This is a genomic window from Croceicoccus mobilis (assembly GCF_001661965.1).
Lineage (GTDB): Bacteria > Pseudomonadota > Alphaproteobacteria > Sphingomonadales > Sphingomonadaceae > Croceicoccus > Croceicoccus mobilis.
This window is the reverse complement of the sequence record NZ_LYWZ01000025.1, coordinates 160,642-185,605: the sequence shown is the minus strand read 5'-3', so window position 1 is coordinate 185,605 and position 24,964 is coordinate 160,642. Positions and strand designations below refer to the sequence as shown.

At 63.0% G+C, this 24,964-nt stretch carries 20 protein-coding genes and 1 tRNA gene; 8 read left to right on the top strand and 13 right to left on the bottom strand.

Annotated features, from left to right (window positions below; genetic code table 11):
* Window positions 1-31 precede the first annotated feature (31 nt).
* From A9D13_RS15110 to A9D13_RS15075, 8 genes are all read right to left on the bottom strand, one after another.
* Window positions 32-1,369 (bottom strand): hypothetical protein, encoded by a 1,338-nt coding sequence (locus tag A9D13_RS15110; protein WP_156522102.1) that lies wholly within the window; start codon window positions 1,367-1,369, stop codon window positions 32-34.
* Between the two features lie 21 nt (window positions 1,370-1,390).
* The gene (locus A9D13_RS15105) at window positions 1,391-2,728 is read right to left on the bottom strand and encodes an ABC transporter permease (RefSeq protein WP_066775504.1); all 1,338 of its coding nucleotides are present in this window, start codon (window positions 2,726-2,728) and stop codon (window positions 1,391-1,393) included.
* A 75-nt stretch (window positions 2,729-2,803) separates the two neighbouring features.
* A complete protein-coding gene (locus tag A9D13_RS15100; RefSeq protein ID WP_066775503.1) occupies window positions 2,804-4,249 on the bottom strand; it encodes an ABC transporter permease in 1,446 nt (481 codons plus the stop codon).
* A gap of 5 nt (window positions 4,250-4,254) precedes the next feature.
* On the bottom strand, window positions 4,255-4,680 hold the full coding sequence (locus A9D13_RS15095) for a hypothetical protein (protein ID WP_156522101.1): 426 nt from the start codon (window positions 4,678-4,680) through the stop codon (window positions 4,255-4,257).
* A complete protein-coding gene (locus tag A9D13_RS15090; RefSeq protein ID WP_066775499.1) occupies window positions 4,673-6,358 on the bottom strand; it encodes an ABC transporter permease in 1,686 nt (561 codons plus the stop codon). The genes A9D13_RS15095 and A9D13_RS15090 overlap by 8 nt, the downstream gene beginning before the upstream one ends.
* Window positions 6,355-6,579, bottom strand: coding sequence for an ATP-binding cassette domain-containing protein (locus tag A9D13_RS15085; protein WP_066775496.1), 225 nt, complete (start codon window positions 6,577-6,579; stop codon window positions 6,355-6,357). The genes A9D13_RS15090 and A9D13_RS15085 overlap by 4 nt, the downstream gene beginning before the upstream one ends.
* 259 nt (window positions 6,580-6,838) lie before the next feature.
* Entirely contained in the window at window positions 6,839-8,455 is a 1,617-nt protein-coding gene (locus A9D13_RS15080) for a M20/M25/M40 family metallo-hydrolase (protein ID WP_066775494.1), read from the bottom strand.
* 750 nt (window positions 8,456-9,205) lie between these two features.
* Window positions 9,206-9,520, bottom strand: coding sequence for a hypothetical protein (locus tag A9D13_RS15075; protein ID WP_066775490.1), 315 nt, complete (start codon window positions 9,518-9,520; stop codon window positions 9,206-9,208).
* A gap of 344 nt (window positions 9,521-9,864) precedes the next feature.
* On the opposite strand from A9D13_RS15075, the gene A9D13_RS15070 reads away from it, so the two are divergent.
* From A9D13_RS15070 to A9D13_RS15040, 7 genes are all read left to right on the top strand, one after another.
* Window positions 9,865-11,277 carry an amidohydrolase family protein gene (locus A9D13_RS15070; protein WP_172808187.1) on the top strand — a complete coding sequence of 471 codons (1,413 nt, stop codon included), beginning with the start codon at window positions 9,865-9,867 and terminating at the stop codon, window positions 11,275-11,277.
* Between the two features lie 41 nt (window positions 11,278-11,318).
* Entirely contained in the window at window positions 11,319-13,190 is a 1,872-nt protein-coding gene (locus A9D13_RS15065; protein WP_066775486.1) for a gamma-glutamyltransferase family protein, read from the top strand.
* A complete protein-coding gene (locus A9D13_RS15060; protein WP_066775484.1) occupies window positions 13,190-15,082 on the top strand; it encodes an outer membrane protein assembly factor BamB family protein in 1,893 nt (630 codons plus the stop codon). The genes A9D13_RS15065 and A9D13_RS15060 overlap by 1 nt, the downstream gene beginning before the upstream one ends.
* A 36-nt stretch (window positions 15,083-15,118) precedes the next feature.
* Window positions 15,119-16,459, top strand: coding sequence for a PQQ-dependent sugar dehydrogenase (locus A9D13_RS15055; RefSeq protein WP_066775483.1), 1,341 nt, complete (start codon window positions 15,119-15,121; stop codon window positions 16,457-16,459).
* A 62-nt stretch (window positions 16,460-16,521) separates the two neighbouring features.
* Window positions 16,522-16,830: a c-type cytochrome gene (locus A9D13_RS15050; RefSeq protein ID WP_066775481.1), complete on the top strand. Its 309-nt coding sequence runs from the start codon at window positions 16,522-16,524 to the stop codon at window positions 16,828-16,830.
* Between the two features lie 91 nt (window positions 16,831-16,921).
* Window positions 16,922-17,470 (top strand): pseudouridine synthase, encoded by a 549-nt coding sequence (locus tag A9D13_RS15045; protein ID WP_066775479.1) that lies wholly within the window; start codon window positions 16,922-16,924, stop codon window positions 17,468-17,470.
* Window positions 17,471-17,519: 49 nt separating this feature from the next.
* On the top strand, window positions 17,520-18,350 hold the full coding sequence (locus A9D13_RS15040; RefSeq protein ID WP_066775477.1) for a 23S rRNA (adenine(2030)-N(6))-methyltransferase RlmJ: 831 nt from the start codon (window positions 17,520-17,522) through the stop codon (window positions 18,348-18,350).
* Between the two features lie 74 nt (window positions 18,351-18,424).
* Here the strand turns inward: A9D13_RS15040 and A9D13_RS15035 are convergent.
* The 3 genes from A9D13_RS15035 to A9D13_RS15025 form a co-directional block, all read right to left on the bottom strand.
* Window positions 18,425-18,515: transfer RNA gene (locus A9D13_RS15035), tRNA-Ser, on the bottom strand.
* Between the two features lie 86 nt (window positions 18,516-18,601).
* A complete protein-coding gene (locus A9D13_RS15030) occupies window positions 18,602-19,600 on the bottom strand; it encodes a helix-turn-helix domain-containing protein (protein ID WP_066775475.1) in 999 nt (332 codons plus the stop codon).
* Between the two features lie 85 nt (window positions 19,601-19,685).
* On the bottom strand, window positions 19,686-20,975 hold the full coding sequence (locus A9D13_RS15025) for an adenylosuccinate synthase (protein WP_066775472.1): 1,290 nt from the start codon (window positions 20,973-20,975) through the stop codon (window positions 19,686-19,688).
* Between the two features lie 155 nt (window positions 20,976-21,130).
* On the opposite strand from A9D13_RS15025, the gene A9D13_RS15020 reads away from it, so the two are divergent.
* On the top strand, window positions 21,131-22,081 hold the full coding sequence (locus A9D13_RS15020; RefSeq protein ID WP_229665331.1) for an alpha/beta hydrolase: 951 nt from the start codon (window positions 21,131-21,133) through the stop codon (window positions 22,079-22,081).
* Here A9D13_RS15020 and A9D13_RS15015 read toward each other — a convergent pair.
* Window positions 22,078-23,250, bottom strand: coding sequence for an ATP phosphoribosyltransferase regulatory subunit (locus A9D13_RS15015; protein ID WP_066775469.1), 1,173 nt, complete (start codon window positions 23,248-23,250; stop codon window positions 22,078-22,080). The two genes, A9D13_RS15020 and A9D13_RS15015, sit on opposite strands and share 4 nt — an antisense overlap.
* Window positions 23,251-23,328: 78 nt before the next feature.
* Window positions 23,329-24,912: a phosphoglycerate dehydrogenase gene (gene serA / locus A9D13_RS15010; RefSeq protein ID WP_066775468.1), complete on the bottom strand. Its 1,584-nt coding sequence runs from the start codon at window positions 24,910-24,912 to the stop codon at window positions 23,329-23,331.
* Window positions 24,913-24,964 lie beyond the last annotated feature (52 nt).

The window sequence follows — 24,964 nt, the reverse complement described above, 5'->3', positions numbered from 1 at the left end:
TCATGCGTGCCCAACCCGCGACGTCACGATTTCAATCGTCCGCTTCTGTTCCGGCGACTGACAGCCGATCGCTGGCTACGCCAAGCGGCACATTATCGGCCATGCCGAGCAACGCCCGAAGCCGGGCCCAGCGCTCCTCCTCATCGGGATTGCCCTGCTCGATGGCCGCCCTCACCTGCTCGCGCACGCTGGTATAGCCGGTGACGAAGGCGCCCAGATTATCGGTAAAGCCCAAAAGCGCCTGCGGGCTGCCGATCAGCGCCTTGTCATCCAGCGCCGCAATGGCAGCGGCGGGCGCAATCTCGCGGTCGCGGTAATCGCGCAATATGGGCAGGGCCGCAGGAGCCAATTGCGCGAGCAGGCTGCGCACCTGTTCGAAATGCTCGGCATCTTCCGGCGGGAAATGCGCAAGGGGGAAAAGGACATCGCGTTCGAATACCAGCCGATCCTCTATCGGAAAGGCCAGCGACACGCCGTAATCGGCGGCACCTTCGCGCACGACCGAGCCGGGCGAGCGCAGGAATACGACCTTCTCCTCCAGCGGAAGCTTGCCATTGCCAAAGTCCATTTCGCGCAAGAGGAACTGGACATGGTGACCCGGGTAGCCTTCGTGACAGGCGACATCGACAATAGACCCAAGGAATGCGACGGCCTGCGGATTGATCTGCAGGCTGCTGCGGAAATTGCCTTGGTACTGATGCCAGGCCGCACCCGCATAACTGTTCCATTCGACATAGAGCTTTTCTTCGGGCGGCAGCGACCAGTGCCGTTTGGTGCGGACCCGGCATTCGTCCAGCGCACGCTGGAACAATTCCGGTCGCAGCTCTTCGGGAACGATGTAACGATCACGAAACGCCTGCACACGGCTTGTCAGTGAGCCATCGCCGGGCAGCAGCTGATCCAGCTTAGCACGCAGCTGCGCGAACTTCGCTTCGTCAAGCGTGGCGGGATCGAGCCCGTAAAGCCGCTTTGCCTCCTCGTCGAAGGACAATTTCTCATCGCCCGCGGCCAGCGCGATCAGCGCGGCCAGCCGCTTTGCCCGCTCGTGCAGGCGTGCTCGCCTTGGATTGCTTGCGCCCTCCATCTCTTGCGCCAGCATGGCCATCTGGCTGTGCAAGGCATCGAGCGTGGTCTTGTCCTCCGCAGCCGGATAGAGCGCGGCGGGACCGAAAAAGCTGACGGGCTCGCGCGGGCTCTGCTCTTGAAACTGCAGCCCGATTTTCACGAACCGCTCTGCCTGCTCGTCACTGGGCGGCGCATGGAGCGGTATCAGCCTCCACCCGATCAGCCCGATGGCCAGCACGGCCACGGCGACCAAGGCCGCAATGATGGTGCGCCGGGGGGAGCGCTTTTCGAGTAATGATGTCATGGCCTGCCTAGTTCCGCCCGGCTATTCCATACGTAGCGCGTCGATCGGGTCGAGGAGCGATGCACGCCGTGCCGGATAGCTGCCGAAAACCAGCCCTACCAGCGCGGAGATGCCCATGGCCATGGCCATGGCGGCGACAGACACGGAAACGGGCCAACCCAGGACCCAGCCGATCAGCCATGAACAGCCAAGGCCGAGAAGGAGGCCGAAGACCCCGCCGATGACGCTGAGCGTGATGGCTTCGACCAGGAATTGCATGGCGACATCGCTGGAATGCGCACCGGTCGCCATGCGCAGGCCGATTTCCCGGGTCCGTTCATTCACCGATACCAGCATGATGTTCATGATCCCGATACCGCCTACAATCAGCGAGATTCCCGCGATGCTTGCAAGCAGCGACGTCATCGTATCGCTCGCTCGGTCAAGCGCCTCGGTCATTTCCTCCAAATTGACTTCATCGAGCTTTGGAAGATTGGCGAGAGCAAAGGCGGCGGCAGGCGTGTAAAGGCCCTGCGTCAGCGCCTCGGCAGTCTGCGTCACCACGGTGAAATCGTCGATGGCCCCGCCGCCCGTTCCGGCCTGCGCCCCGATATAGGACTTGGCGGCAGAGGTCGCGATGCCGTGCCGTTGGCGCAGCAGGCTCTTGACGTCATCGCCAACGCGCGAGGCTTCGCCAGCCTTTTGAGCGGCAATCGAGATTTCATTGAGATTGGGCTGCCCCAAAAGATCCTGCAGCTTCTGATAGGGGACAAACACCGTTTCGCCCTGTTCGCCGAATTCACCGGCAATCACGCCAACGATCTCAAACTCCGCATCACGCAACTGCAGCGTCTCTCCGGTGGGATCGGAACCGGGCCCGAACATCTGATCTGCCAGCATGCGTCCGATGACGGCTTCAGCTGCGTTATCGTCGAACACCGACCCTGAAGTGACATTCCACCCATAGGCTGCAGCGAAGGAAGGTGAGACGCCCTGAACCTTGGCAAATGCCTTGATCGAGCCGGACGAAATGCTGGTCCTCGTGTTCACGACCGGGCTGATTTCAAGGATGCCGCTGACGCCCTCCTTGATCGCTGCCATGTCTTCAAGCGTCAGCGTGTCGGAAGCGCCGCTACCCGCACCGATGCCGATACCTTCGCCACCGCGGGTGTAATTGCCCGAACGTACGAAAACGAGCCTTGTCCCTGCCGAACTGACTTCGCTTTGGACCGAAGCGCGCGCACCTGTACCGATCGCGACCATGGTCAGAACCGCCGCGACCCCGATGATCATTCCCAGCATGGTCAGCATGGTCCGCATCCGGTTCCGGCTGAGCGAACGCAGGGCAAGTCGTATGTTGACGGGTATCAGCGCGAACATGGATAACTCCGGTCTGGGAAATGGTTACAGCCTGCATATTGGATCGGCATGGGGTTTCGGGTCATGCGCATCCCGTCATTCGGATCTCAGCGCCACGACAGGATCGAGCCGTGCCGCCGCCCGCGCCGGCCCCAGCCCGAAGGCGACGCCGGTGATCGCAGCCATGGCGACCGCGATTACCATCATGGCCGGAGAGAGCGCCGTGGCCCAGTGAAGACCGTATTCGCTAATCAGCAGCCCCCCGATGCCCAGCCCGATCCCGCACAGGCCGCCCAGCGTGGAAAGCGTGACGGATTCGACCAGGAATTGCAGCATGACATCATGCGCCCGCGCGCCGACCGCCATGCGCAGGCCGATCTCCCGCGTGCGGGCAGCCACGGATACCAGCATGATGTTCATGATGCCGATACCGCCCACCAGCAGCGAAACCGCGGCAGCTCCGGCAAGAAGCAGGGTGAAGGTGCGCCCCGCCTGCCGCAGGCTCTTGGCCATTTCGACCCAGGTCGCTTCCTCCAGACCCTTGGAATTGGAGTGCACGGCTCGCGCCATGCGCGGATCGGACCCCAGCACCGGAAGGGCGGCATTGCTTTGCGTTTCCACCCGGAAATCATTGACCATGTCCTCGGGCAGATCGTGGAGTTCACGCAGCTTTTCGCTGACCGCCTTGGCCACTGCGCTGGTTTCGGCAATCGACGTCGTGCGGATCGCGATGCTGTCATAATCGTCGCGGCCCAGCAGCTTCATGGCAAGGCTGCTTGGCACATAGACCATGGGCACCAGCGCGCCGCCGGCCGCATCCGCATCGACGACGCCGATGATTTTCGCTTCCATGCCTGCGATGGGCAGTGTCTTGTCGATGGGCGATTTGGCATTGGGCCAGAGCCTTTGCGCCACTGCAGGCGCGATGACCGCGACCGGCGCCCAGCCGCGATGTTCGAAAGGGTTTGGCAATCGCCCCTCCAGCACCTTCCATCCCGACATGTCGGGGCCATCGGGGCCAAAGCCGATCAGGCGCACAATATTCGCGGGCAGACCCGCCCCATCATCCAGACTAACATTGCCGGCGAGTTCACCCGACACCGCCCGCACATTCGCCATGGCCCTCGCCGCGGCAATCTCGGCCTCGCCGAGCGGGGTGGCTGGCGACATGAATCGGGTCCGCTTCGCTTTTCGGGCGCTTTCGCGGGCGTCGGCCACGGCGCCGAATTTGGACATGTCGATCGTGCCCGAATATTCGCCCCCCATCCCAAGGCTGACGCTGCCCCCTGACAATTCTCCGCCGCTGCTGTCGTATTGCCCGGTGGTATCGACCCCCGGCGGCACGTAATTGCCCGCGCGGATCATCACCCGCGTGGGCCCGGCGCGTTCTATCTGGGATTCAATACTTCGCTGAGCCCCCAGACCCAGACCGAAAACGACCACGACCATGGCGACCCCGACGCTCATGCCCAGCAAGGTGAGCATCGCCTGCAGGCGATTTTGCATCAGCGCCTTCAACGCCAGTCGGACGTTGGTCCCCATTGGCCTTATTTGCCCTTCGCGACCTTGTAGACAGGGAACTTAGAGCGCGGAATTTCGATCAGGCCGGACACACCGCGAACGACGCTGCCAATGCGGATGACGCTGGCTGGATTGGGCACCGGCTTGCTGGGCCCCATCCACAAGGTTCCTGTCGGGTCGGGCCGCAGCGTCACATATTCGGTCTTCTGGCCCGCGCGCTCGATTTCGACGCTCAGCACACTGGCCGCCGAAGCAGGAAGCGGCACGTTCTTGAGATCATAAACATAGATCCTGACGCCGCCTTTGGGTGCCAGCACGATCTCGAGATGGGCGTTCTTCGTGGGCGCCATGATACCGCCATGCGGGGCCTCATGGATTTCGCCGTTATGGGCAATGGCCGGGCTGCAAATGACGCAGGCAAAGGCAGCAAGAACGCAAAACACTCTATTCATGTCGAAGGGCCTCGATGGGATCCAGCAGCGATGCGCGCCGCGCCGGATAGATGCTGAAGGCAATGCCAAGCAGTGCCGCCACGATCAGGGCCAGCAATGCGGACAGGGGCGATACCACGGCCGACCAGTGGAAGATCTGCTCCAGCGCGCCCGATGCGAATACGCCCGCCGCAATGCCCAAAATTCCGCCGGTGACGCATAGCAACAACGCCTCCGTCACGAATTGGACGGCGATGTCGCTGCGCCGCGCGCCAAGAGCCATGCGAAGCCCCACTTCACGCGTGCGCTGCGTAACCGACAGCAGCAACAGGTTCATGACCCCGATACCACCGACCAGCAGCGACACGGTCGCCACGCTGGCCAGCAGGGCAAGCATGATGACATTGGTCTTGCGCAGGGACGCGGAAAGCTGTTCCAGTGTCAGGCGGTCGACCCGCTCAAGATTGCCGCTGATGATGCGCGAAAGCTGCGGCGGCACGCCCTTGCCTATCGCCTGTTTGGCCATGGTGGTGACGGTGAAATCATCGGGCGTCGCCTCGCCGATCTCGTGCCGCCCCCGCAGCAGCAGCTTGATCTCGTCGGCAATGCGGCTGACATCGCCGGCCGACTTTACCGTGATCGAGATCGTGTTGAGCTTGCTGAGGTTCAGCAGGCCATTGATCGTCGTCACCGGGACATAGACGGCATCGAACTGGTCATCCCCTGGAACGGGCTGCGTGGCCCAGCTCCGGCTGCTGACCACGCCGATCACCTTGAATTGCTGGTTCCAGAGCGTGACCTCTTCGCCGACCGGATCGGAATCTTCGCCAAACAGCTTGTCCGCCGCGACCCGCCCCAGCACCATGACCTGCGCCTTGTCGTCGGCATCCGCCTTGTCGAGGAAGCGCCCATGGGTGATGACCCAACCGCTCTTGAGTTCGGGAAGTGCCCATTCGGTGCCGTGCATGCGCGTAAACCATTGCGCACCGTCCTCTCCCCCGGCGAAGATCCGCGCATTTTCATGCACGCCAGAGACCACGTGTTCGATACCCGGCATGGCCTGTATGGCCGCGGCATCGCCGGGCAAAAGCGTTGCCGCAGCACCCAGACCGGCGGTCTTGTCGCCCAAACGGTCTCGCGCCGTGGGATGATCGTGCATTTCCATCGGATCGTCTTCGTAATGGGCCAGCATGAACTGCGGCTCATTCGCTTCCAAAGATGCCAGAGCCGGAGCCGGAGCCAAGGTCGGAGCAGGTGCCTGCCACGAGAGCATGCCATTGGGCAGGCGCGTCAGAACCGGCGCCGCGCCTTCGAACGATGCGGGCTGCAAGGAAAGCTCTTGCCCGTCGCCGCCGGTCCACGCGACCTGCTGAAACCCGGAAAACGTCGGATCGGGAAAATGTGGCAGCAGATCCGGTTCGAGGGCGGTAAAGCCCATGTCGCCATCGGGGTTGCTGCGGTCCTGCCGCGAGCCGCTGTAATTGCCCGCCGTCACGACGATCAGGTTTGCGCCCGCCGCGCGAAGCTGGTCCTCCACCGACTCCTGCGCCCCGCGACCCAGCGCAATGCTGGTGACCAGCGCGCCCACGCCCACGATCACGCCAAGCAGCGCCAGGCCGGTCTGCAACCGGTTCTTGAACAATGCACGCAGCGCAATCGACAGCGAGTGGCGATTGTAGATGTCAGCCGCCCCGCTCATTGCGCAGCCACCGCCGGCCCGGCGGTATCCTCTGCGCCCACGCTCGCTCGGTCGAGGCAGGCCGGAATATGCATCAGCGTCGATTTTCCCGAAGCTGACGGACCGGTAATGCAGGCAAATTCCCCCTGCTCAATTTCGAGCGACACACCTGCCTGAGCTTCGACGACATTCTCGCCAATCTGGTAGGTTTTCCTGAGATTACTGAGGGATATGATCGACATCGACTAATGTACCTGACTGGGGAATTGGGGAAATGCACCACCGCTCATGACGCCCTCGACATGCGCGCCCGAACCGGCACCGCACCCGATGCACCAGTCCTGCTGCGACCGGGCGGGCCTGCCATCAAGGCCGCACACCCCGGCTTACCGCGGTCGGCGCCGGCAGCGGAGGATCCGCCACCGGCACCACCATCGCGCAGCCATGCCTGTGCCCGTGCCCGTGCCCGTGCCTGCAGAACGCGACAGGCCGCCATTCTGCTTATTCAGCAGTGTCGAGACCTTCCGGATTTGCGAATTCTTCCGGGATTTCACCATTGAGGCCGGCATAGGTGTAAAGCGCCGTCGCAATGACCTTTTCAGCGCTCGCCATGCCCAGCTGTTCGCCCGCGCCTTCGATCACATACCATTCATTGGCAGCGTGCGAGTTGCCGCCGGTCCCGGCACGGACAGAGCTGATCGGCGTGTTCACCGACGACTGGTTGCCCGAGAAGAGATAGGCCGGCCAATAACCGCCGCCGCCGCCAAGCAGGATGGAATCGTCCGGGCTATAGGGCTTGGACCCCAGACCCCAGATCGAGGCGGTATAGGCGTTCGACTTGCTGAGGTCGTTGTTGGTGTTCTTCTTCGCCCACGGCACGTCGCCGATCACGTTGATCTCGACATCCTCATAACCGAGCTGATCGAGATAGGCGCGCAGCTTCTTGACGATGTCGGGCCCCTTCATGTTGGGCACGTAACGGAAATTGTGCTTCGAGACGATCTTGTTCGGCATGATCGCGCCCGAACCGCCGGCAAACATGTTGCCGCCCCAGATGCCGTCGAGGTTCATCGACGTGCCCATGCGCGCCATCTTGAGCTGGGTCAGCGGATCTTCCGAGATGAAACGCGCAACGCCCAGGTTCTTGGCCGCGATCTCGAGATCGCGCCCTTCGGCCTGCTTCCTCAGGATCCGCATCTCTTCCGCGGTCGGCGGCACGATGTTTTCGTAAAACCCAGGGATCAGTACCTTGTTGCCGTCTTCCGACACCAGCTTGGACAGCATGGTCATGTGACGCCACGCCACACTGTCGACCGAACGCTTGTTGGAACCGTGGATGTCGGAATAGGTCGGGCCGCGCCCCCAGCTGTCACCGCTGGTCGTCAGTTCGACGAAGACACAGCCTTCCGATGCGCCGGGGCCCCAGGTCGCTTCGGCACCCTCGAACAGGTCGCCGTGATCCTTCATGAACTGGTTCAGGCCGATGTCCATGCGCTCTTCGTCATGCTCGACCACGAAGATCAGGTTGACCGGCAGCTTGCCCGTGACCGCCTTGATCGAACGGATCGCATTCATGAAGGTCATTTCCGGACCCTTGGAATTTTGTGCGCCGCGACCGATCAGCACCTTTTTAAAAGGCTCCTGCTCGACGATGCGCGCCTCGAACGGCGGTGCCTTCCAGAGATCGGGCTGGGTCACCGGCATGGTGTCGCCCTGCCAATAGACGATCAGCGTCTTTTCCGCGCCTTCGTCACATTTGGCATAGACCACCGGGTTCGACTGAGAGCCCCACTGGTTCTCGCCGGGATCATAGATCTGGGTCTTCTGGCAGCCGAATTCGTCGAAGAAGCCCTTTACCATCTCGGCGGATTCCTGAAGCCCCTCGCCGGTATTGGAAATCGAAGGCTGCTGGATCCACTTCTGCAGGTTCACGACATGCTGATCGATGTTCTCATCGATATGATCGAAGACCTTGAACAAATCCTCGTTCTTGATCTTGGCCTTGTCGTAGGTGATCGTTTCGTCGCCCGATGGACGAATGCCCAGCACAGGGCCCGATCCTGCCGATTGCGCTCCGCTGCCGCCGGCGGCGTCATCCTGCGTACCGCAACCGGTCATTAGTGCCAGCAATCCTGCAGAAATGAGCATTGCAGAAGATTTGCGCATCATCAATTTCGCCCCTTTTACCAACGGAAAACAGATCCCGAATAAAACCGAATGAGGGGTCGCTAAAAAGTCAGCATGATTTCCGTTGCAGACTATGTGAGTGGAAACAGGATGATCGCCATTATTAATTCATAGCTCGACAATTCGGCCTGTCACCAAATTAGGTCAAAATAATGCAGCGATTACAGTCCAGTTTCAATTAGCAACGATCTACAGACCCCCCGTAGCGTAGCACACTTTACGCATTGCATATTACATATGGCGGAGCGGCGTTTCCCGTTAAAAGATTATAATAATTGAGCCGGGCTTAGTGCTTTTCATCACCATTTGGGCATTATGCGCACATATCGGATCATGCATCCAGCAATGAGCAAAGCGTGCAGGCCGTCGAATCGGGAGACCCCGCGAAGCCCAGCTGCGCTCAGGCGAATATCCAGTCCGAAATCGCCCCACCCGGCTCTTCCGCTCTGGAAATGCAGGATTCGAAGATAGTCCATGCTTCCACCGGATTTGCCGGTATCGCCCGCACCTGTATTGCGATCAGTTCGCCGTCACGGGATCATTGACCAAGCATTTCGATCGGCTCAGGAGCCGAAAGCGGAAGGAGTGCCCTGTGCTTCTCGGCTCCAGTGCTCCTCAGGCATTGTAACGCCCACCTCCCTGTCGCGGACATAATCGCGAGCCAACGCTTGTTCGCCACTTTCAGATGAGCATTTCACTGGGCAGCTTAAGCGTGTCGCAGATGGCAATCTGCATCTCCGTCTTGCTGGCCACCGGATTGCAAGGGCTCGAGGATGGATAGATCAGCTTGCGGCCGAATTCTTCCCGCCTATCACGCCACCCGACCCCTGCTTTGGCGGCCCAACCGGGATAGATCTCGCGGTCGCCGTAGCCAGAGCGGATCTTGCGCGTTTCCCCGCCCGAAGATGCCCCGCCCGAAGATGCTTGCGGATTCCCCGGGTCATAAGGATAGACCATGGTAATCTTGCAACCTGTTTCGCGCAGAAACAGCGCCAACCATCAGCTAAAAGCGCCCAAACCAATCAGCAGCCGTCATCAATCTCGACAATACAATTCGCAAAAACGGAAATCTTCCGGAAAATTGCGCTGATGCTGCTCGTTGCGCCGATTTCCGCCGTATCGGCGAGCAGCTTTGCTAGCACACGCAGGATTCCGGCAAGAACCGCCCGCTATCGGGCTCCACCGACACTCAACCGGCTTTGACAGTATCATGCAAACATTACAGATAATGCGCCGATAATCACGCAATGCTTGGTTGAGAAATTTGGCATTCGGGCGCCGAAGACTTGCCTTGCAGCGTTTTCTTGCGTCCGAAACTGTCCGGTCGGGGGGCGAAAATGATGGGGGTCAACAGGCTTGGCGAAGTGATGAAGGGCGGGCGCTTACTTGCCCGCTCTGCGTGTCGGCTGTTGATGCCGGCACTGGCCCTGTTGGCCGCACCGCTCCATGCGCAAGAACCTGACACTACCGTCCTTACCGGCGGCATGCTGATAAGTGGGCTCAGCGTCCCGCCGCTGCACGATGCCACAATCGTGGTGCGGGGCGAGCGGATCGTCGAGGTTGGCCCGGCGGCCGAAGTGGCCATCCCCGAAGGGGCGCGGATCATCGACACCAGTGGCCAGACGATGATGCCCGGCCTGATCGATGCGCACGCCCATCTCTTTATGGTCGGCTATGGCAGCGAGGCGCACTGGTTCGAATGGCTCGAAGGCGAAGGCAGCCATTATTCCATCGAGCAGATCATGGAGCTTTCAGGCTACCAGATGCTGATGTCGGGTGTGACCGGCGCGATCGATCTGGGCGGCAATGCGGTGGAAAGCGTATCGCTGCGCAACAGGATCGATGCAGGCACGGTTCCCGGACCGCGGCTGCAAGTGTCGGGCCCGCTCGTCACGCGCCGCGCCTTTGGCGGCTTTCCGGACGATGCCTCGGCGGTGCTCAGCAGCCCCAAAGAGGGGGTCGAGATCGTCAACCGCCTGCACCGGACCGGCGTCGATGTCATCAAGCTGCATGCGGGCCTGACGCGTGATGATTATTTCGCCATAGTAGAGGCCGCGCATGCCAATGGCATGAAGGTCCATGCCCATCTTTACGACGAGCCGGCGCTCAGGAACGCCATCGATGCAGGGGTTGACGTGTTCCAGCATGTCGGCTCAGCCGGGATGCCGACCTATTCGGACGAGATCGTCAAGGAAGTCGCCGCCAGCTATCGCCCGATCGTCCTGACCGCGGCGCATCGCAGCTGGATCTATCCCGACACGGTAGCCTTCCCCGAAAGGCTGCAGGATCCTGCCGCAAAGGCGCTGTTTCCCGCAGACATATGGGAAGCGATCCAGCACTCCTTCGAGGAATGGCCGTCGGAAGCCTATTTCTCGCGCATCGACCGCCAGATCGCCTTTCGCAGCCCGCAGGTGAAGCAGTGGATCGCCTCCAACGCGGTGATGGGCGTCGGCACCGACAGCGGCACGCCGATGAACTTCAACCATGATGGCCTGATCCGCGAAATGAAGGTGCTGGTCGACGAAGGCATGTCCCCGCTCGAGGTGATCCGCGACACCACCCGCGTCAATGCGCAGATCATGGGCATGCGCGATATCGGCACCATCGAACCGGGCCAGTACGCCGATATTATCGTGGTCCCCGGAGACCCGGTCTATGCCGAGCTCAACAACCTCTTTTCCGTGCAGGTCGTGATGAAGGGGGGCGTCATCTACAAACTGGACGGCGCGCCGACCATCCCTCTCCCGTTCTGAAATTCCATTGCGATCAAAACCTGTCTTGCGGGAGCCGAGCGATGACTGATCACGCCGACAAACACGCCCTCAGCCGCCGCCAGCTTATGGCCGGCGGGCTATCGACCGCAGCGGTGGCAGCGACCGTGCCCGCTGCGGCGATTGCGCAAGGGACGGGGACCCAGCAGACAGGCGTCGGTCGGCAGGCGCCCGATGCGCCGTCGGTCGCCCCCGCCAAGGTCGCCCAGCACCGGGTCGAGGTGCCGGGTCCCAATGGCCTTGTCGCCGCAGGGCATCCGCTGGCATCCATGGCCGGGGTGTCGATCCTGATGCAGGGCGGCAGCGCCGCCGATGCCGCCGTCGCCGCGATGGCGGTGCTGAACGTGGCCGAGCCGTGGGCATCGGGCGCGGCGGGCAATGGGCTTGCCACCTGCCTCGAACGCAAGACCGGCAAGATCGAGGCACTGGCCTTTACAGGCGCGGCTCCGGCGCTCGTCGACGATACGGCGGACCCGTCGGTATTCAACAACGGGCCGAAAGCGGTGGTGACGCCCGGCTCGTTCGGTGGCTGGATCGAACTGGCGCGCCGCTATGGCAGACTGCCGCTGGCGACACTGCTTGCCCCTGCCATCGGCTATGCCCGCGATGGCCATCCCCTCGATCCGTCGATCTCCCGTTTTATTGCGCGGCAACAGGCAGTGCTCGGCAAATTCCCGACGAGCGCGGCGATCTTCCTGCCCGATGGCGCGCCGCCGCCGCCGCGCGGCATGTTCACGAACGTGCCGCTGGCGCGGACCTTCCAGTCGCTTGCCGATGCAGAAAGCGCCGCGCTGGCCGGCGGGGCGAGCCGCGATGCCGCGCTGATGGCTGCCTATGACTATTTCTACACCGGCCCCATCGCGCGAGAGATGGACCGTTTCTCGCGCGCCAATGGCGGATGGCTGCGCCTTGACGACATGCGCAAGTATCGGCCCGTGTGGCGTGAACCGCTAAAGACCAGCTATCGCGGGTTCGATGTCATCTCCTCGCCCCTGACGTCGCGCACAGGGCTGGAGACCTGTGAACAGCTGAACCTGCTTGAAGGCTTCGACATTGCCGCCCTGCCGCCCGATAGCCCAAAGGCGCTGCACCTCATTGCCGAGTGCATCAAGGTCACCAAATCCGACGTTTATCGCTATGCGGCGGACCCGACGCAGAGCAACGTCCCGGTCGAAATCCTCACGTCCAAGGCCTTTGCCGAGCGCCGCCGCCGGCTAATCGATCCGGCGCGCGCGATCCCCTTCCCCGCTGGCGGAGATATCGCCGGGGCCATGATGCCGCCGCGTCCGCTGGCTGTCGCCAGTTACGTGCCGGGGCACACCACCAGCCTCTCTGTGACCGACAGCGACGGCAATGCGGTCGCCGTCACCACCACGCTGGGCGGCGGTTTCGGTGCCTGCGTGGTCATGGGCAACACCGGCCTCCTTTGTAACAATGGCCTCAGGACCGGATCGACCGCGCCCTATCGCGACCACCCCAATTTCGTGCAGGGCGGGCGCGTCCCGCTGCTCGGCAATTGCCCGACCATCGTGCTGGAAAAGGGCCGCTTCAAGATGGCTTTCGGGACTCCGGGCGGCGAGACCATCGGTCAGACGCAATTCCAGCACCTTATCAACATCATCGACCGGCGCATGCCGGTGCAGGAGGCGATCGAACATCCGCGCCTCGCGCTCGACCCGGAGCCGGGGTTCTACACCCCCGGCGCCGCGATCACGCTGCAACTGGAATCGCGGCTACCGCCTGCAGCCTTCGCCGGTCTTGAGGCGATGGGCCACACGGTGCGAGCGGTCGGCCCATGGTCGATCGGCAGCATCCAGGCGGTGCTGCAAACGGAATACGACACGAAGGTCGCAGGCTCAGACCCGCGGCGCATGGGTTACTCGGTGGGTTACTGATGCGGCTTCACACAATCATCGCAGCCGGTCTCGCGCTTTTCGCCATGCCCGCGCTGGCGCAGGACGGCGGCGAGTGGGCGCATTTCGCAGGCGACATCGGGGCGACCAAATATTCGCCGCTCGACCAGATCAATGCCGAGACGATCGACCGGCTGAAAGTCGTCTGGCGCGCACCGGCCACCGATCCCGCGCTGCTGGCAGAACAGCCCGATCTGCGGCTGTCGAACAATTGGCGCAATGCTCCGCTTGTCGTGAACGGGGTCATGTATCTGAGCAATCAGGCCGGTCAGGTCGAGGCGCGCGATCCGGGCAGCGGCGCAGTGCTCTGGCGGCAAAAGGATTTCGGCCCCGGACCGATAAGCACACGCAATCAGGCAAGCCGGGCGCTCGCATTCTGGCAGGATGGCGATAAGGCGCGTATCGTTTCCGTTCGCAGCCCGTATCTCTATGTGCTTGATGCCACGACCGGCGCACTGGTCGATGAGTTCGGACAGGGCGGCAGGGTGGATCTGCGCGAGGACCCGGACACGATCTATTCGTGGAATTACCCCGCGCCGATCGTGGTCGGCGATGTCATCGTGATCGGCGGCCAGCCGATCGCGACCGGCATTGCCGACATCAACAAGGCCTCGCTCCCCGGCGATGTGCGCGGGTTCGACGCACGAAGCGGAGAGCTGGTCTGGACCTTCAACACCATTCCGCAAGAAGGCCAGCCGGGGGCCGAGACATGGCACGGGGACAGCTGGCGACAGGGCGGCAAGACCAAGGTCTGGAACGCCTTCAGCGCGGACGAAGAGCTTGGCTATGTCTATTTGCCGATCAGCGCGCCGAGCAGCGATTACGACGGCAGGGCGCGTCCCGGCGACAATCTCTACTCCGACTCCCTTGTCGCGCTGGATGCGAAGACCGGGGAAATGGTCTGGCACTACCAGACTGTCCATCACGATCTGTGGGATTACGACCTGCCCTATCCACCGATGCTGGCCAACATCCGGGTCAACGGCGAACTGCGCAAGGCCGCGATACAGGTCACGAAGCTTGGCTATGTCTTCGCCTTTGACCGCGCGAGCGGCGAACCGCTGTTCCCGATCGAGGAAGTGCCCGTGCCGCAGGCCATCGTGGAGGGCGAATATACCTCGCCCACGCAGCCGCGTCCGGTGAAGCCTGCCCCGTTCGAGCGGCAGGACATGAACGAGGACGCGCCGATCGACTTTACGCCCGAACTGCATGAAGAGGCGGTCGAGATACTGAACCGCTATGTCCACGGGCCAATGTATACCCCGCCAACCATTGCCGGGGGTGATGACGGCAAGCTGGGCACGCTTTACCTCCCCGGCTGGGTCGGCGGGGCGAACTGGACCGGCGCGGCGCTCGATCCCGAAACGGGCATCGCCTATATCCCTTCGGTCACCGTGCCATGGATCAGCCGTTACGATTATCGCCGCCCGCCAGAGGACAAGCTCTATCTCGACGGGCCGCAGGGCCTGCCGCTGGTCAAGCCGCCCTATGGCCGGATCACCGCGATCGACATGGATTCGGGCGATCATCTCTGGATGGTCCCCAATGGCGACGGGCCGCGCGACCACCCGCTGCTCAAGGATCTCGACCTGCCGCCGCTTGGCCAGTCGGGACGTGCAGCGCCGCTTTTGACCAAGAGCTTCCTGTTCATGGGCGAAGGCGACGCGGTGGGCCTGAGCCTGCCCAGATACAGCGGCGGCAACATGTTCCGCGCCTATGACAAGCAGACAGGCGATGTGGCGTGGGAGATCGACCTTGGCGTCGGCACGACCGGTCCGCCGATCAGCTACACGCATGAGGGGCGGCAATATATCGTGGTCGCCGTGGGCGGGATCGACCACCCCGCCGAACTGGTCGCGCTGGCGCTGGAATAGCCGAATAGCGCTTGAAGGCAGGAGTTGGAGAACGCCATGATCCGCAGATTATCCTGGGCCCTGCTGGCCGCGGCGACCGTGTCGCAGGCGGCGCTCGCGCAGGAGGCAGAGACACCGGGTGTCACCCGCCCGCTGACCAAGGCCGAGATCATCCGCAATTACCCGCCCGATGCACTCAGCGGCGCGGCAGTCGACGGACCGGTCGATCTGAAAAGCAAGGGCGGCATGGGGCTGCGCGTCGTCAAGCTGGCCGAGGGGCTGTCGCATCCCGACGGTCTCGTATTTCTGCCCGACGGCCAAACGATGCTGATCACCGAGCGTCCCGGCCGCCTGCGGGTGGTGCGCGATGGCGTGCTTGACCCCACCCCGGTCGCGGGCCTGCCGGCGCTCAACAATGTCGGACTGGGCGGCCTCCACGACATCGCCCTCCATCCCGACTTCGCCGAAAACGCGCTTCTCTATATCTCATATACCAAGGAGGGCGCGCCAATGGCCGGAACCGCGCTGGCCGTCGCCCGTGCGCGCTGGTCGGGCGGCGCCCTGACCGAGGTCGAGGATATTCTCGTCGCCAAGGCATGGGAAAGCCCGCTTGGTACATATGGCGGGCGCATGGTCTTCGGACCTGACGGCATGCTCTATATCAGCGTGGGCGACCGTGACGGCACGACCCGCAATGAAATCTCCAGCGCGCGGCCCAAGGCGCAGGACCTTTCCAGCCATATCGGCAAGATCCTGCGCGTCCGGGACGACGGTTCGGTTCCGCCGGACAATCCCTTTGTCGATGTCGATGGCGCGCTGGGCGAAATCTACAGCTATGGCCACCGCAACGTCTACGGAATGGACTGGCACCCGCGAACCGGCCAGATGTGGGCGTCGGAATTCGGTCCCGCCGGCGGCGACGAGGTCAATCTGATCCTGCCCGGCCATAATTACGGCTGGCCGCTCGTTTCGCTGGGCCGCCATTATTTTGGCAAGCTCGTCTCCGACCAGCCGTGGTTCCGCGAAGGCATGGACATGCCGATGTTCTTCTGGAATCCGACCTTCAACCCCGAGAACATGATGTTCTATACAGGCGACAGGTTTCCGCGCCTGAAGGGGAGCCTGATGGTCGCGGGCGCGGGCTCCAAGACGGTCGCGCAGCTTTCCATCATGGGCGACTTCGTTCGGCAAGGCGACACCATGCTAACAGAGCTGGACGTGCGCTTCCGCGACATCAGACAGGGGCCGGACGGCTACATCTACGTCCTGACCGAAGGTCGGCTGCGCGGGCCCGACGATACCGATGGCATGCTGCTGCGGCTGGAACCCACTGCCGCATCGCCGCCAGCAAGCGAGGCAAGCGGCAGGGCGTCTGATCCGTTTGAATCGCCGGACTGATCTTTCCATGGCAAAAACCCAGAAAACCCAGAAAACCCAGCAGGAACGGCCGCAGAACCAGCATGAAAAATAAACTTCTCATCGGCGCATTCGGGCTCACCGCGATGGGCGCGACGGTCACCACCGCCGCTGCCGGGGATCTGAAAGAGCTGCCCGAAGCCCCCGGCAAGGACGTGACCATGGCCGTCTGCACGCAGTGCCACGGGATCGATCTGTTCGCCCAGCCCCGCACCCCCGATGAATGGTCGCAGGTCGTCACTTTCATGATCGGCAATGGCATGTCGGTCAGCGATGACGAATACCGGATCATCCTCGATTACCTGTCCACAAACCTCGCGCCAAAACCCCCTGATTCGGCTTCGGCGGAATAACCGCGCCATCCCGAAGCAGAGCGAGCGCCGCACATCCGGCGGCGCCTTTGGGCCTGATGACATGGCCGCAATCGAACGATAAAGGCACCGGATGGCCCGGCTGCTTCTGTTCAACAAACCCTTTGGGGTCCTGTCGCAATTTACCGATCGCGGTTCGCCGACGGTTCGCGCGACCTTGTCCGATTTCATTGCGGTAAAGGGCGTCTATCCCGCCGGAAGGCTCGACCGGGATAGCGAAGGCCTGCTGCTCTTATGCGATGACGGGCGGTTGCAGGCACGCATTTCCGATCCACGTTTCAAAATGGCCAAGACCTATCTCGTGCAGGTCGAAGGTGACCCGCAGGAACGGGATCTGGAACCCTTGCGGCAAGGCGTACGGCTGAAAGACGGCATGACCATGCCTGCCGAAATCGCCCGCATCGACGCACCGGAACTGTGGCCGCGCGATCCGCCGATACGTCAGCGCAAGTCCATTCCCGACAGCTGGCTGAAGATCACCATCCGCGAAGGGCGCAACCGGCAGGTGCGCCGCATGACGGCGGCGGTCGGGTTCCCAACCCTCAGGCTCGTGCGCTGGTCGATCGGCGAATGGACCGTCTCCGGGGTCGCGCAGGGCCAGTTCAAGGAAATCTCCGTCTAGGCGGAGGCTGCAGCCCGCATCACGGCAGAATGCCAGGAATCCGAATACAATGAATTATCGCCACTCCTTCCACGCTGGAAACAGCGCCGACGTCGTGAAGCATTGCCTGTTGATCGCTCTTGTCAGGGCCCTGCAGCAAAAGCCGGGCGCATTGACCCTGATCGACACCCATGCCGGCTGCGGCCTCTACGATCTTAACGCAGATCAGGCCCAGCGCACCGGCGAGGCCGCGCAGGGCGTGGTCCGGGCCTTTGCCGACGCGCATCCGCTGCTGAACGACTACCGCGACGCGGTAAAGGCGGTGAACACCGGGGACGAGCCGGATCTCTACCCCGGCTCGCCGCGCGTTCTGGCGCAGCTTCTGCGCCCGCAAGACTTGCTGATCCTCAATGAAAAACACCCCGAGGATGCCAAGGCCCTGCGATATGCGATGCGCGGCACCTCCGCCGCCGTGCATGAACGCGACGCTTACGAGCTATGGCTGGCGTTGCTGCCGACGCGCACGCCGCGCGGCGTGGTGGTGGTCGACCCGCCTTACGAGCAGACGGATGAACGCGACCGGATCACCGCAACCTTGGCGGCTGCGCAGCGCAAATGGGCGCATGGCGTGACCGTGATCTGGTACCCTCTGAAAGACCGCGCCGCGCATGAGCGGTGGAAGCAGAAGCTGCGAAGGCTCGGCATCGCAAAATTCATGAGCGTGGAGCATTGGCTGTATGATGCCGACCAGCCCGGCATCTATAATGGCGCGGGTCTTTTCATCATCAACCCGCCCTATGCCTTCACGCAGGCGCTGCCGCCCTTGCTCGAAGCCCTGCGCGCCGCATTGGCGCCGGAAGGGCATAGGGGCGACATCACCGCAGAATGGTTGAGCGACTGAAACAGACCCGCATCACGCCCTTTTCAGCCGGTTTCACGACCGGTCCCAAAATCGGGACGAATGATGGGGATACGTGGCGGAGCGGGAGGGATTCGAACCCTCGATACGGGGTTACCGTATACACACTTTCCAGGCGTGCGCCTTCGACCACTCGGCCACCGCTCCGCATGCCTGATCTGTCAGGAAAACGCGCCCTAGCCGCGCTTTATCGATAGTGCAAGACACTTGGCTCACTTGCCCCCAAAGAGGGCTTAGATTGGCATCGGAGCGGTGCCGACACGGCTGAAATAGGCCGCCATGCCATTCTCCGCCTTACGGCTGAGGCGGATAATCGCGCGGCGACGATCGGCAGGATCGGGCAGGCGCTCGAACAGGCCGGCCTCGGTCATCTGGCCGATCCAGCGCAGCGCCGTGGTGGGCGGCACGCCCGATGCGATGCACAGGCTCGAAACGCACACGTCCTGCCCCTCTGCCCGCGCCGCCGTCAAGTCGAGCAGCATGTCCCAGGCAGGATCGGCGAAGAGTTCGGAATCGAAGAAATTCGCGCGCAGCTGCCGCTGTCGGATGATCTCACGCACATGGCCTGCATTGGGCAGTTCGCCATGCGCCTGTACGGCTTCATCCTCTGCCGCGCGGGCCATATAGGCGACATTGGGTGCATTGACCGCACTGGGTGCTTTGGGCGCAGACAGCCCGGCACCCATCTCGGCCCCGCCGATCCCGCCGATACGCCGTGCCAGCGAATGGACCTGTTCTGTCAGGCGGACGAGCGCGAGATGATCCTCATGCGTCATCTCATGCACGGAACGACCCGGCAGGCGCGCAAGCGCGGCGCCGATGGCCAGCGCATATTCGGCAGGCTTCGGATCGACCAGGAACTGGACACCGGCGCTGTCCATCGCGCCGAACACTGCATCGATCCCCTCGACCCGCGTGGCCACGATCAGCTGCGTCCCGCTCTGCCCCGCTCGCATGTCGAGCCGTGCCAGCGCCGCCAGGAGTTCGGCGCCGGGCACGGGCAGATCGATGATAACGAGATCGCCGAGCACCAGCGCCTCGTCTGTCAGCAGCTTGTCGAGGGGTTCGGCCTGCCGGACCATCAGCCCGGCATCAAGCACCTGATCCATCAGCGCATTACGCACCGCCGGGCGATCGGCAAGGATTGACACCGGGATGTTGGGCACCTTGCTGTCAGGCTGACGATTTTCGTCCGGCTGATCGTAAACGAACGGAGCTGCGATATGCGACATGAATGTTCCCCCTTACGGAAGAACACTTATGGAACATCAGCAGAACATGTCAATATGTTTCGCTGATTTTCAATATGTTAACCAATCAGTCTTCGAACGGATCGCGGACCAGGATGGTGTCTTCGCGTTCGGGGCTGGTCGACACCAGCGCCACGGGAGTCTCGATAAGTTCTTGAACACGCTGAATATACTTAATTGCCTGCGCCGGAAGATCGGCCCAACTGCGCGCACCTGCGGTCGTCTCGCGCCAGCCCTCCATTTCTTCATAGATCGGCTCGACCCGGGCCTGCTCCTGCGCATGCGCGGGCAGGTAATCGAGAATCTTGCCATCGAGTCGATAGCCCGTGCAGATCTTCACCGTCTCGAACCCGTCCAGAACGTCGAGCTTTGTCAGTGCGATACCGGTCACGCCCGAAATCGCGCAGCTCTGGCGGACCAGAACGGCATCAAACCAGCCACAGCGACGCTGACGCCCCGTGACCGTGCCGAATTCATGTCCGCGTTCGCCCAGCGTGCGGCCATCCTCGTCGTCGAGCTCGGTCGGGAACGGACCCGAACCGACGCGAGTGGTATAGGCCTTGACGATGCCCAGCACGAAGCCGGTGGCATTGGGGCCCAGACCCGACCCGCTGGCCGCCGTGCCGCTGACGGTGTTGGAGCTGGTGACGAAGGGATAGGTGCCATGGTCGACATCGAGCAGCACGCCCTGCGCCCCCTCGAAAAGGACCTTGGCGCCGGCCTTGCGCACCTTCTTCAGGCGCTTCCACACCGGCTGCGCGAACTGCAGCACATAGGGCGCGATTTCGCGCAGCTCGGCCAGCAGCTTTTCGCGGTCCACCGGCGGTTCGCCGAAACCGGCGCGCAGCGCATCGTGATGCGCGCAAAGCCGGTCGATCTGCGGATCCAGCGAATCGAGATGCGCAAGGTCGCACACGCGGATCGCACGGCGGCCGACCTTGTCTTCATAGGCAGGCCCGATGCCGCGTCCCGTGGTGCCGATCTTGCCGGCACCGGCAGCATTTTCGCGCAGACCGTCGAGATCGCGGTGAACAGGCAGGATCAGCGGGCAATTGTCGGCAATGGCGAAATTCTCGGCATTGATGGTCACGCCCTGCGCGGTCAGCTTCTCGACCTCGGCCTTCAGCGCCCAGGGGTCGAGCACCACGCCATTGCCGATGAGCGACAAAGTGCCGGTAACAATGCCCGAAGGCAGCAGCGAAAGCTTGTAGGTTACATCACCCACGACCAGCGTATGGCCGGCATTGTGCCCGCCCTGGAAACGGACGACGGCGTCGGCGCGGCTTGCCAGCCAATCGACGATCTTGCCCTTGCCTTCATCGCCCCACTGGGCACCGATCACGGTTACATTGGCCAAAGTACATGCCTTTCAAGCATCGCAAACTCGCCGCGCGGCTTAGGGGTATGAAGGTTTCACGGCAAGGGCGGTTTTGCCCGATTTGCCGCCTGATTTACGCTTGTTTGCACATTTGTTCGGGCTGGCGAAAGGCTTTGGCGTTTATGCGCTTTCGCATGAAACCGAAATTCATGTTCGTCTGTGCTTCGCTGACCCTTCTCGCCGTCGCCCCGGCAACGGCGCAGCAGGTGCCCCCGGCCCCCTCGGTATCGCGGCCGCAGGCTGCGCCAGCGCCCGCACCTGCCCCTGCCCCGGCGGCAGCACCCACCGCGCGCGAGATCGCCTATGGCGGCGCGCAATTGCAGCGAATGGATTTCTACGCCTCTCCGGTTGAAGGCGTGCGCCCGCTGATCCTTTTCGTGCATGGCGGCGCATGGGTCGGCGGCGATAAGTCCGATTCGACCGGCCCTGCCAAGGTTCGCCATTACACGCAGGCCGGATACCAGTTCGCCAGCGTCAACTATCGCCTCTTGCCGGAAGTCGACATCGAGGATCAGGCCGCCGATGTCGCCGCGTCATTGGCGGCACTGCTGGACCGCTCGGCAGAACTCAATATCGACAGCCGCCGCGTGATCCTGATGGGGCATTCCGCCGGCGCGCATCTTGCCGCGCTGGTCGCGACCGATCCGCGGTTTTTGCGGCCCTATTCGCTGGAGCCGGGCGATATCGGCGGCGTCGTGCTGCTGGATGGCGCGGCCTATGACGTGCCGAGCCAGATCGTCGATGCGGGCCCGCTGCTGGGCTTTGCCTATCGCATCGCCTTCAGTTCCGACCCCGGACGGCAGCGGCTGCTCTCACCATCGGGGCATACTGAAACCCTCAATGCGCGCAGTTTCCTGCTGATGCATGTGGAGCGTAACGAATCCATCCGACAGGCGCGGACGCTGGCCGCGCGTTTGCAGGAAAATGGAACGCGGGCGACAGTGGAGGGCGTACCCGGCAAGGGCATGGACGGCCACAACATGATCAACGCCATGCTGGGCCGCAGCGATTCCCCGGCGACGCCAATTGTCGATGATTACCTGGCAGGGCTGTTCACACCCTCGCCCGCGCGCATCGGGGGTTAGATCGCCTCGGGGCCTTTCGCACCCAGCACATGCGTGCAAGCCAGCGCCCCGGCGTCGTCGCTTTCCGACAAGGCGGCGCGGGTGCGCCAGCCTTCGGCGCGCAGGGTTTCGGCCTTTTCCCGGTCATAGCCAAGCGGTAGGAACAGCACGCGATCCGCACCCTCCAGCGGGTTCGCGTCGATCAGCGGATCGGGATAGAGCGAGAAGCCGGTTGCCGCCTCGTCATGCCCTGCTTCGCCCGGACGCGCCTCGCCGGTCACGCGATAAGTGCCGCCCCGGCCCAGCTCGCCGCGCACGCCATCGGCGTAGATCGTGAAGCCGAACCAGCTTTGATATTCGAAGCCGTGCCTTTCGCTGGGATCAAGCGTGATCCGCGCGGCATTGCCGACCTGCGCCGCAATCTCACGCAGCCCGGAGATGCGGGTCCCCAATGCGCCGCCATCACTGATGGCGCGGTCGAATTCCTCAAGCCGGGCAATGGCCGCATCGAAGGGCCCGGTCGCATAGAGCAGAGGCAGGAACGCCTCACCGCCCGCAGCCGAGAGGCCGCCGGCATCCTTGGCATCCAGCTCGCGGCGTACCGCAATCACCGCCTCGGGCGGCAGCGGGTGCGCCTTTTCGACCAGCGTATCGACCAGGTCGGGCAGTGTGAAATCGACCGATATCCCGGTCGCGCCCGCTGCCCGCAGCGTCTCGATCGCCAGCAATACGGTTTCGGCAGCAGCGGCGGCATTGTCCGCGCCGATGATCTCGGCGCCGATCTGCAACTGCTCACGTTCAGGCGCGAGGCCGTCGCCCTTGATCCGCAGAACCTGACCCGCATAGCTGAGGCGCAGCGGGCGCGGCGCACTGCCAAGCCCTGTTGCGATGATCCGGCCAACCTGCACCGTCATGTCGGCACGGACCGACAGGGTGCGCAGCGAAACCGGATCGGTGAAGCGTACCATGCGGTTCTTGCGCACGCCCGCCATGCGGCTGGCCAGCGAACGTTCGAATTCCACCAGCGGCGGCTGCACCGGATCATATCCATGGGCCGAAAGCACATCCACCATGGCGCGGGTCACGCGCATCGCTTCGGCCGCCCGCGGCGGCAGGCGGTCCGCAAGCCCTTCGGGCAGCAGGTCGGGGTCGGGGCCGTTATTGGCGAACGGATTGATCGGCGTCGTCATCGCTAGCGCCTCTAGATAGCGAAACGGGGAGAGGCAAGCGCATTGCCCCTCCCCGCGTCTTCCGGTGTTCGGTCCGGCTTAGAAGGTCAGCGCCTTCACCACCTTCACGCCCGGCAGTTCGCAGGCCTCTTTAAGCACGTCCTGCGCGATCGGCTGATCGACCGAAAGCAGCAGCACCGCCTCACCACCGGTTTGGCGGCGACCAAGGTGGAACGTGCCGATATTGATGCCGTTCTTGCCCAGCAGCGACCCGATCGAGCCGATGAAGCCCGGCGCGTCCGCGTTGACGACATAGAGCATGTTGCCGGTGAGTTCCGCCTCGATCCCGATGCCGAAGATGTCGACCAGGCGCGGCTGGGTCTTGCCGAAGAGCGTGCCCGCGACGGTGCGCTCGCCCGCCTCGGTGTCGATCTTGATACGAACCAGTGTCTGGTAATCGCCCTCGCGCTCACGGCGGATCTCGCGCACGTCAAGCCCGCGTTCCTTTGCCAGATAGGGGGCGTTGACCATGTTCACGCTTTGCGAATAGCGCTTCATCAGGCCCGCGAGCACGGCGCCCGTGATTGGCTTGATGTTGAGCTGTGCCGCAGCGCCCTCGACCTCGATCCCGATGCGGGTGAGATTGCCATGCGCCAGCTGCCCGACGAGCGAACCCAGCTTTTCGGCCAGGGCCATATAGGGCTTGAGCTTGGGCGCTTCCTCTGCAGACAGCGAAGGCATATTGAGCGCATTGGTCACGCCGCCATTGACGAGGTAATCGGCCATCTGCTCGGCCACCTGCAGCGCGACATTGACCTGCGCCTCGGTCGTCGATGCGCCCAGATGCGGGGTGCAGATGAAGCCGGGGGTGCCGAATAGCGGGCTGTCCTTGGCCGGTTCGGTCTGGAACACGTCAAGCGCCGCGCCAGCGATATGGCCGGAATCGAGCAATTCCTTCAGCGCCGCCTCATCGATCAGGCCGCCGCGCGCGCAATTGACGATGCGCACGCCCTTCTTGGTACGGCCCAGACGTTCGCGGTTGAGGATGTTGCGCGTCTCGTCGGTCAGCGGGGTGTGGAGCGTGATGAAATCGGCACGCTTTTCCAGCTCTTCCAGATCGACCTTTTCGACGCCCATCTCGACGGCACGTTCCTCGGTGAGGAAGGGGTCATAGGCCACGACCTTCATGCGCAGGCCGAGGGCTCGGCTGGCGACGATCGAGCCGATATTGCCAGCGCCGATGAGGCCCAGCGTCTTGCCGGTGACTTCGACGCCCATGAAATCGTTCTTGGGCCATTCGCCCTTTTGCGTACGCTCATTCGCAGCTGGGATTTCGCGGGCCAGCGCCATGATCATGGCGATTGCGTGCTCGGCAGTGGTGATCGAATTGCCGAACGGGGTGTTCATCACCACCACGCCCTTGGAGCTGGCAGCCGGGATGTCGACATTGTCGACGCCGATACCGGCGCGGCCGATGACCTTGAGATTGGTCGCGGCTTCGAGAACGTCTTCGGTCACCTTCGTCGCGGAGCGGATGGCAAGGCCGTCATATTCGCCGATGCAGGCGATCAGCTCTTCCTTGCTCATGCCGGGCTTCACGTCGACATCGCAGCCACGCTCTTCGAAAATGCGCGCGGCATTGGGGTCCATCTTGTCGGAAATAAGAACTTTGGGCTTGGCCATGATAGCCTCCCTTTCTCTTTGAAATCGGGGAATTGCGGGCGGGATTTCAGGC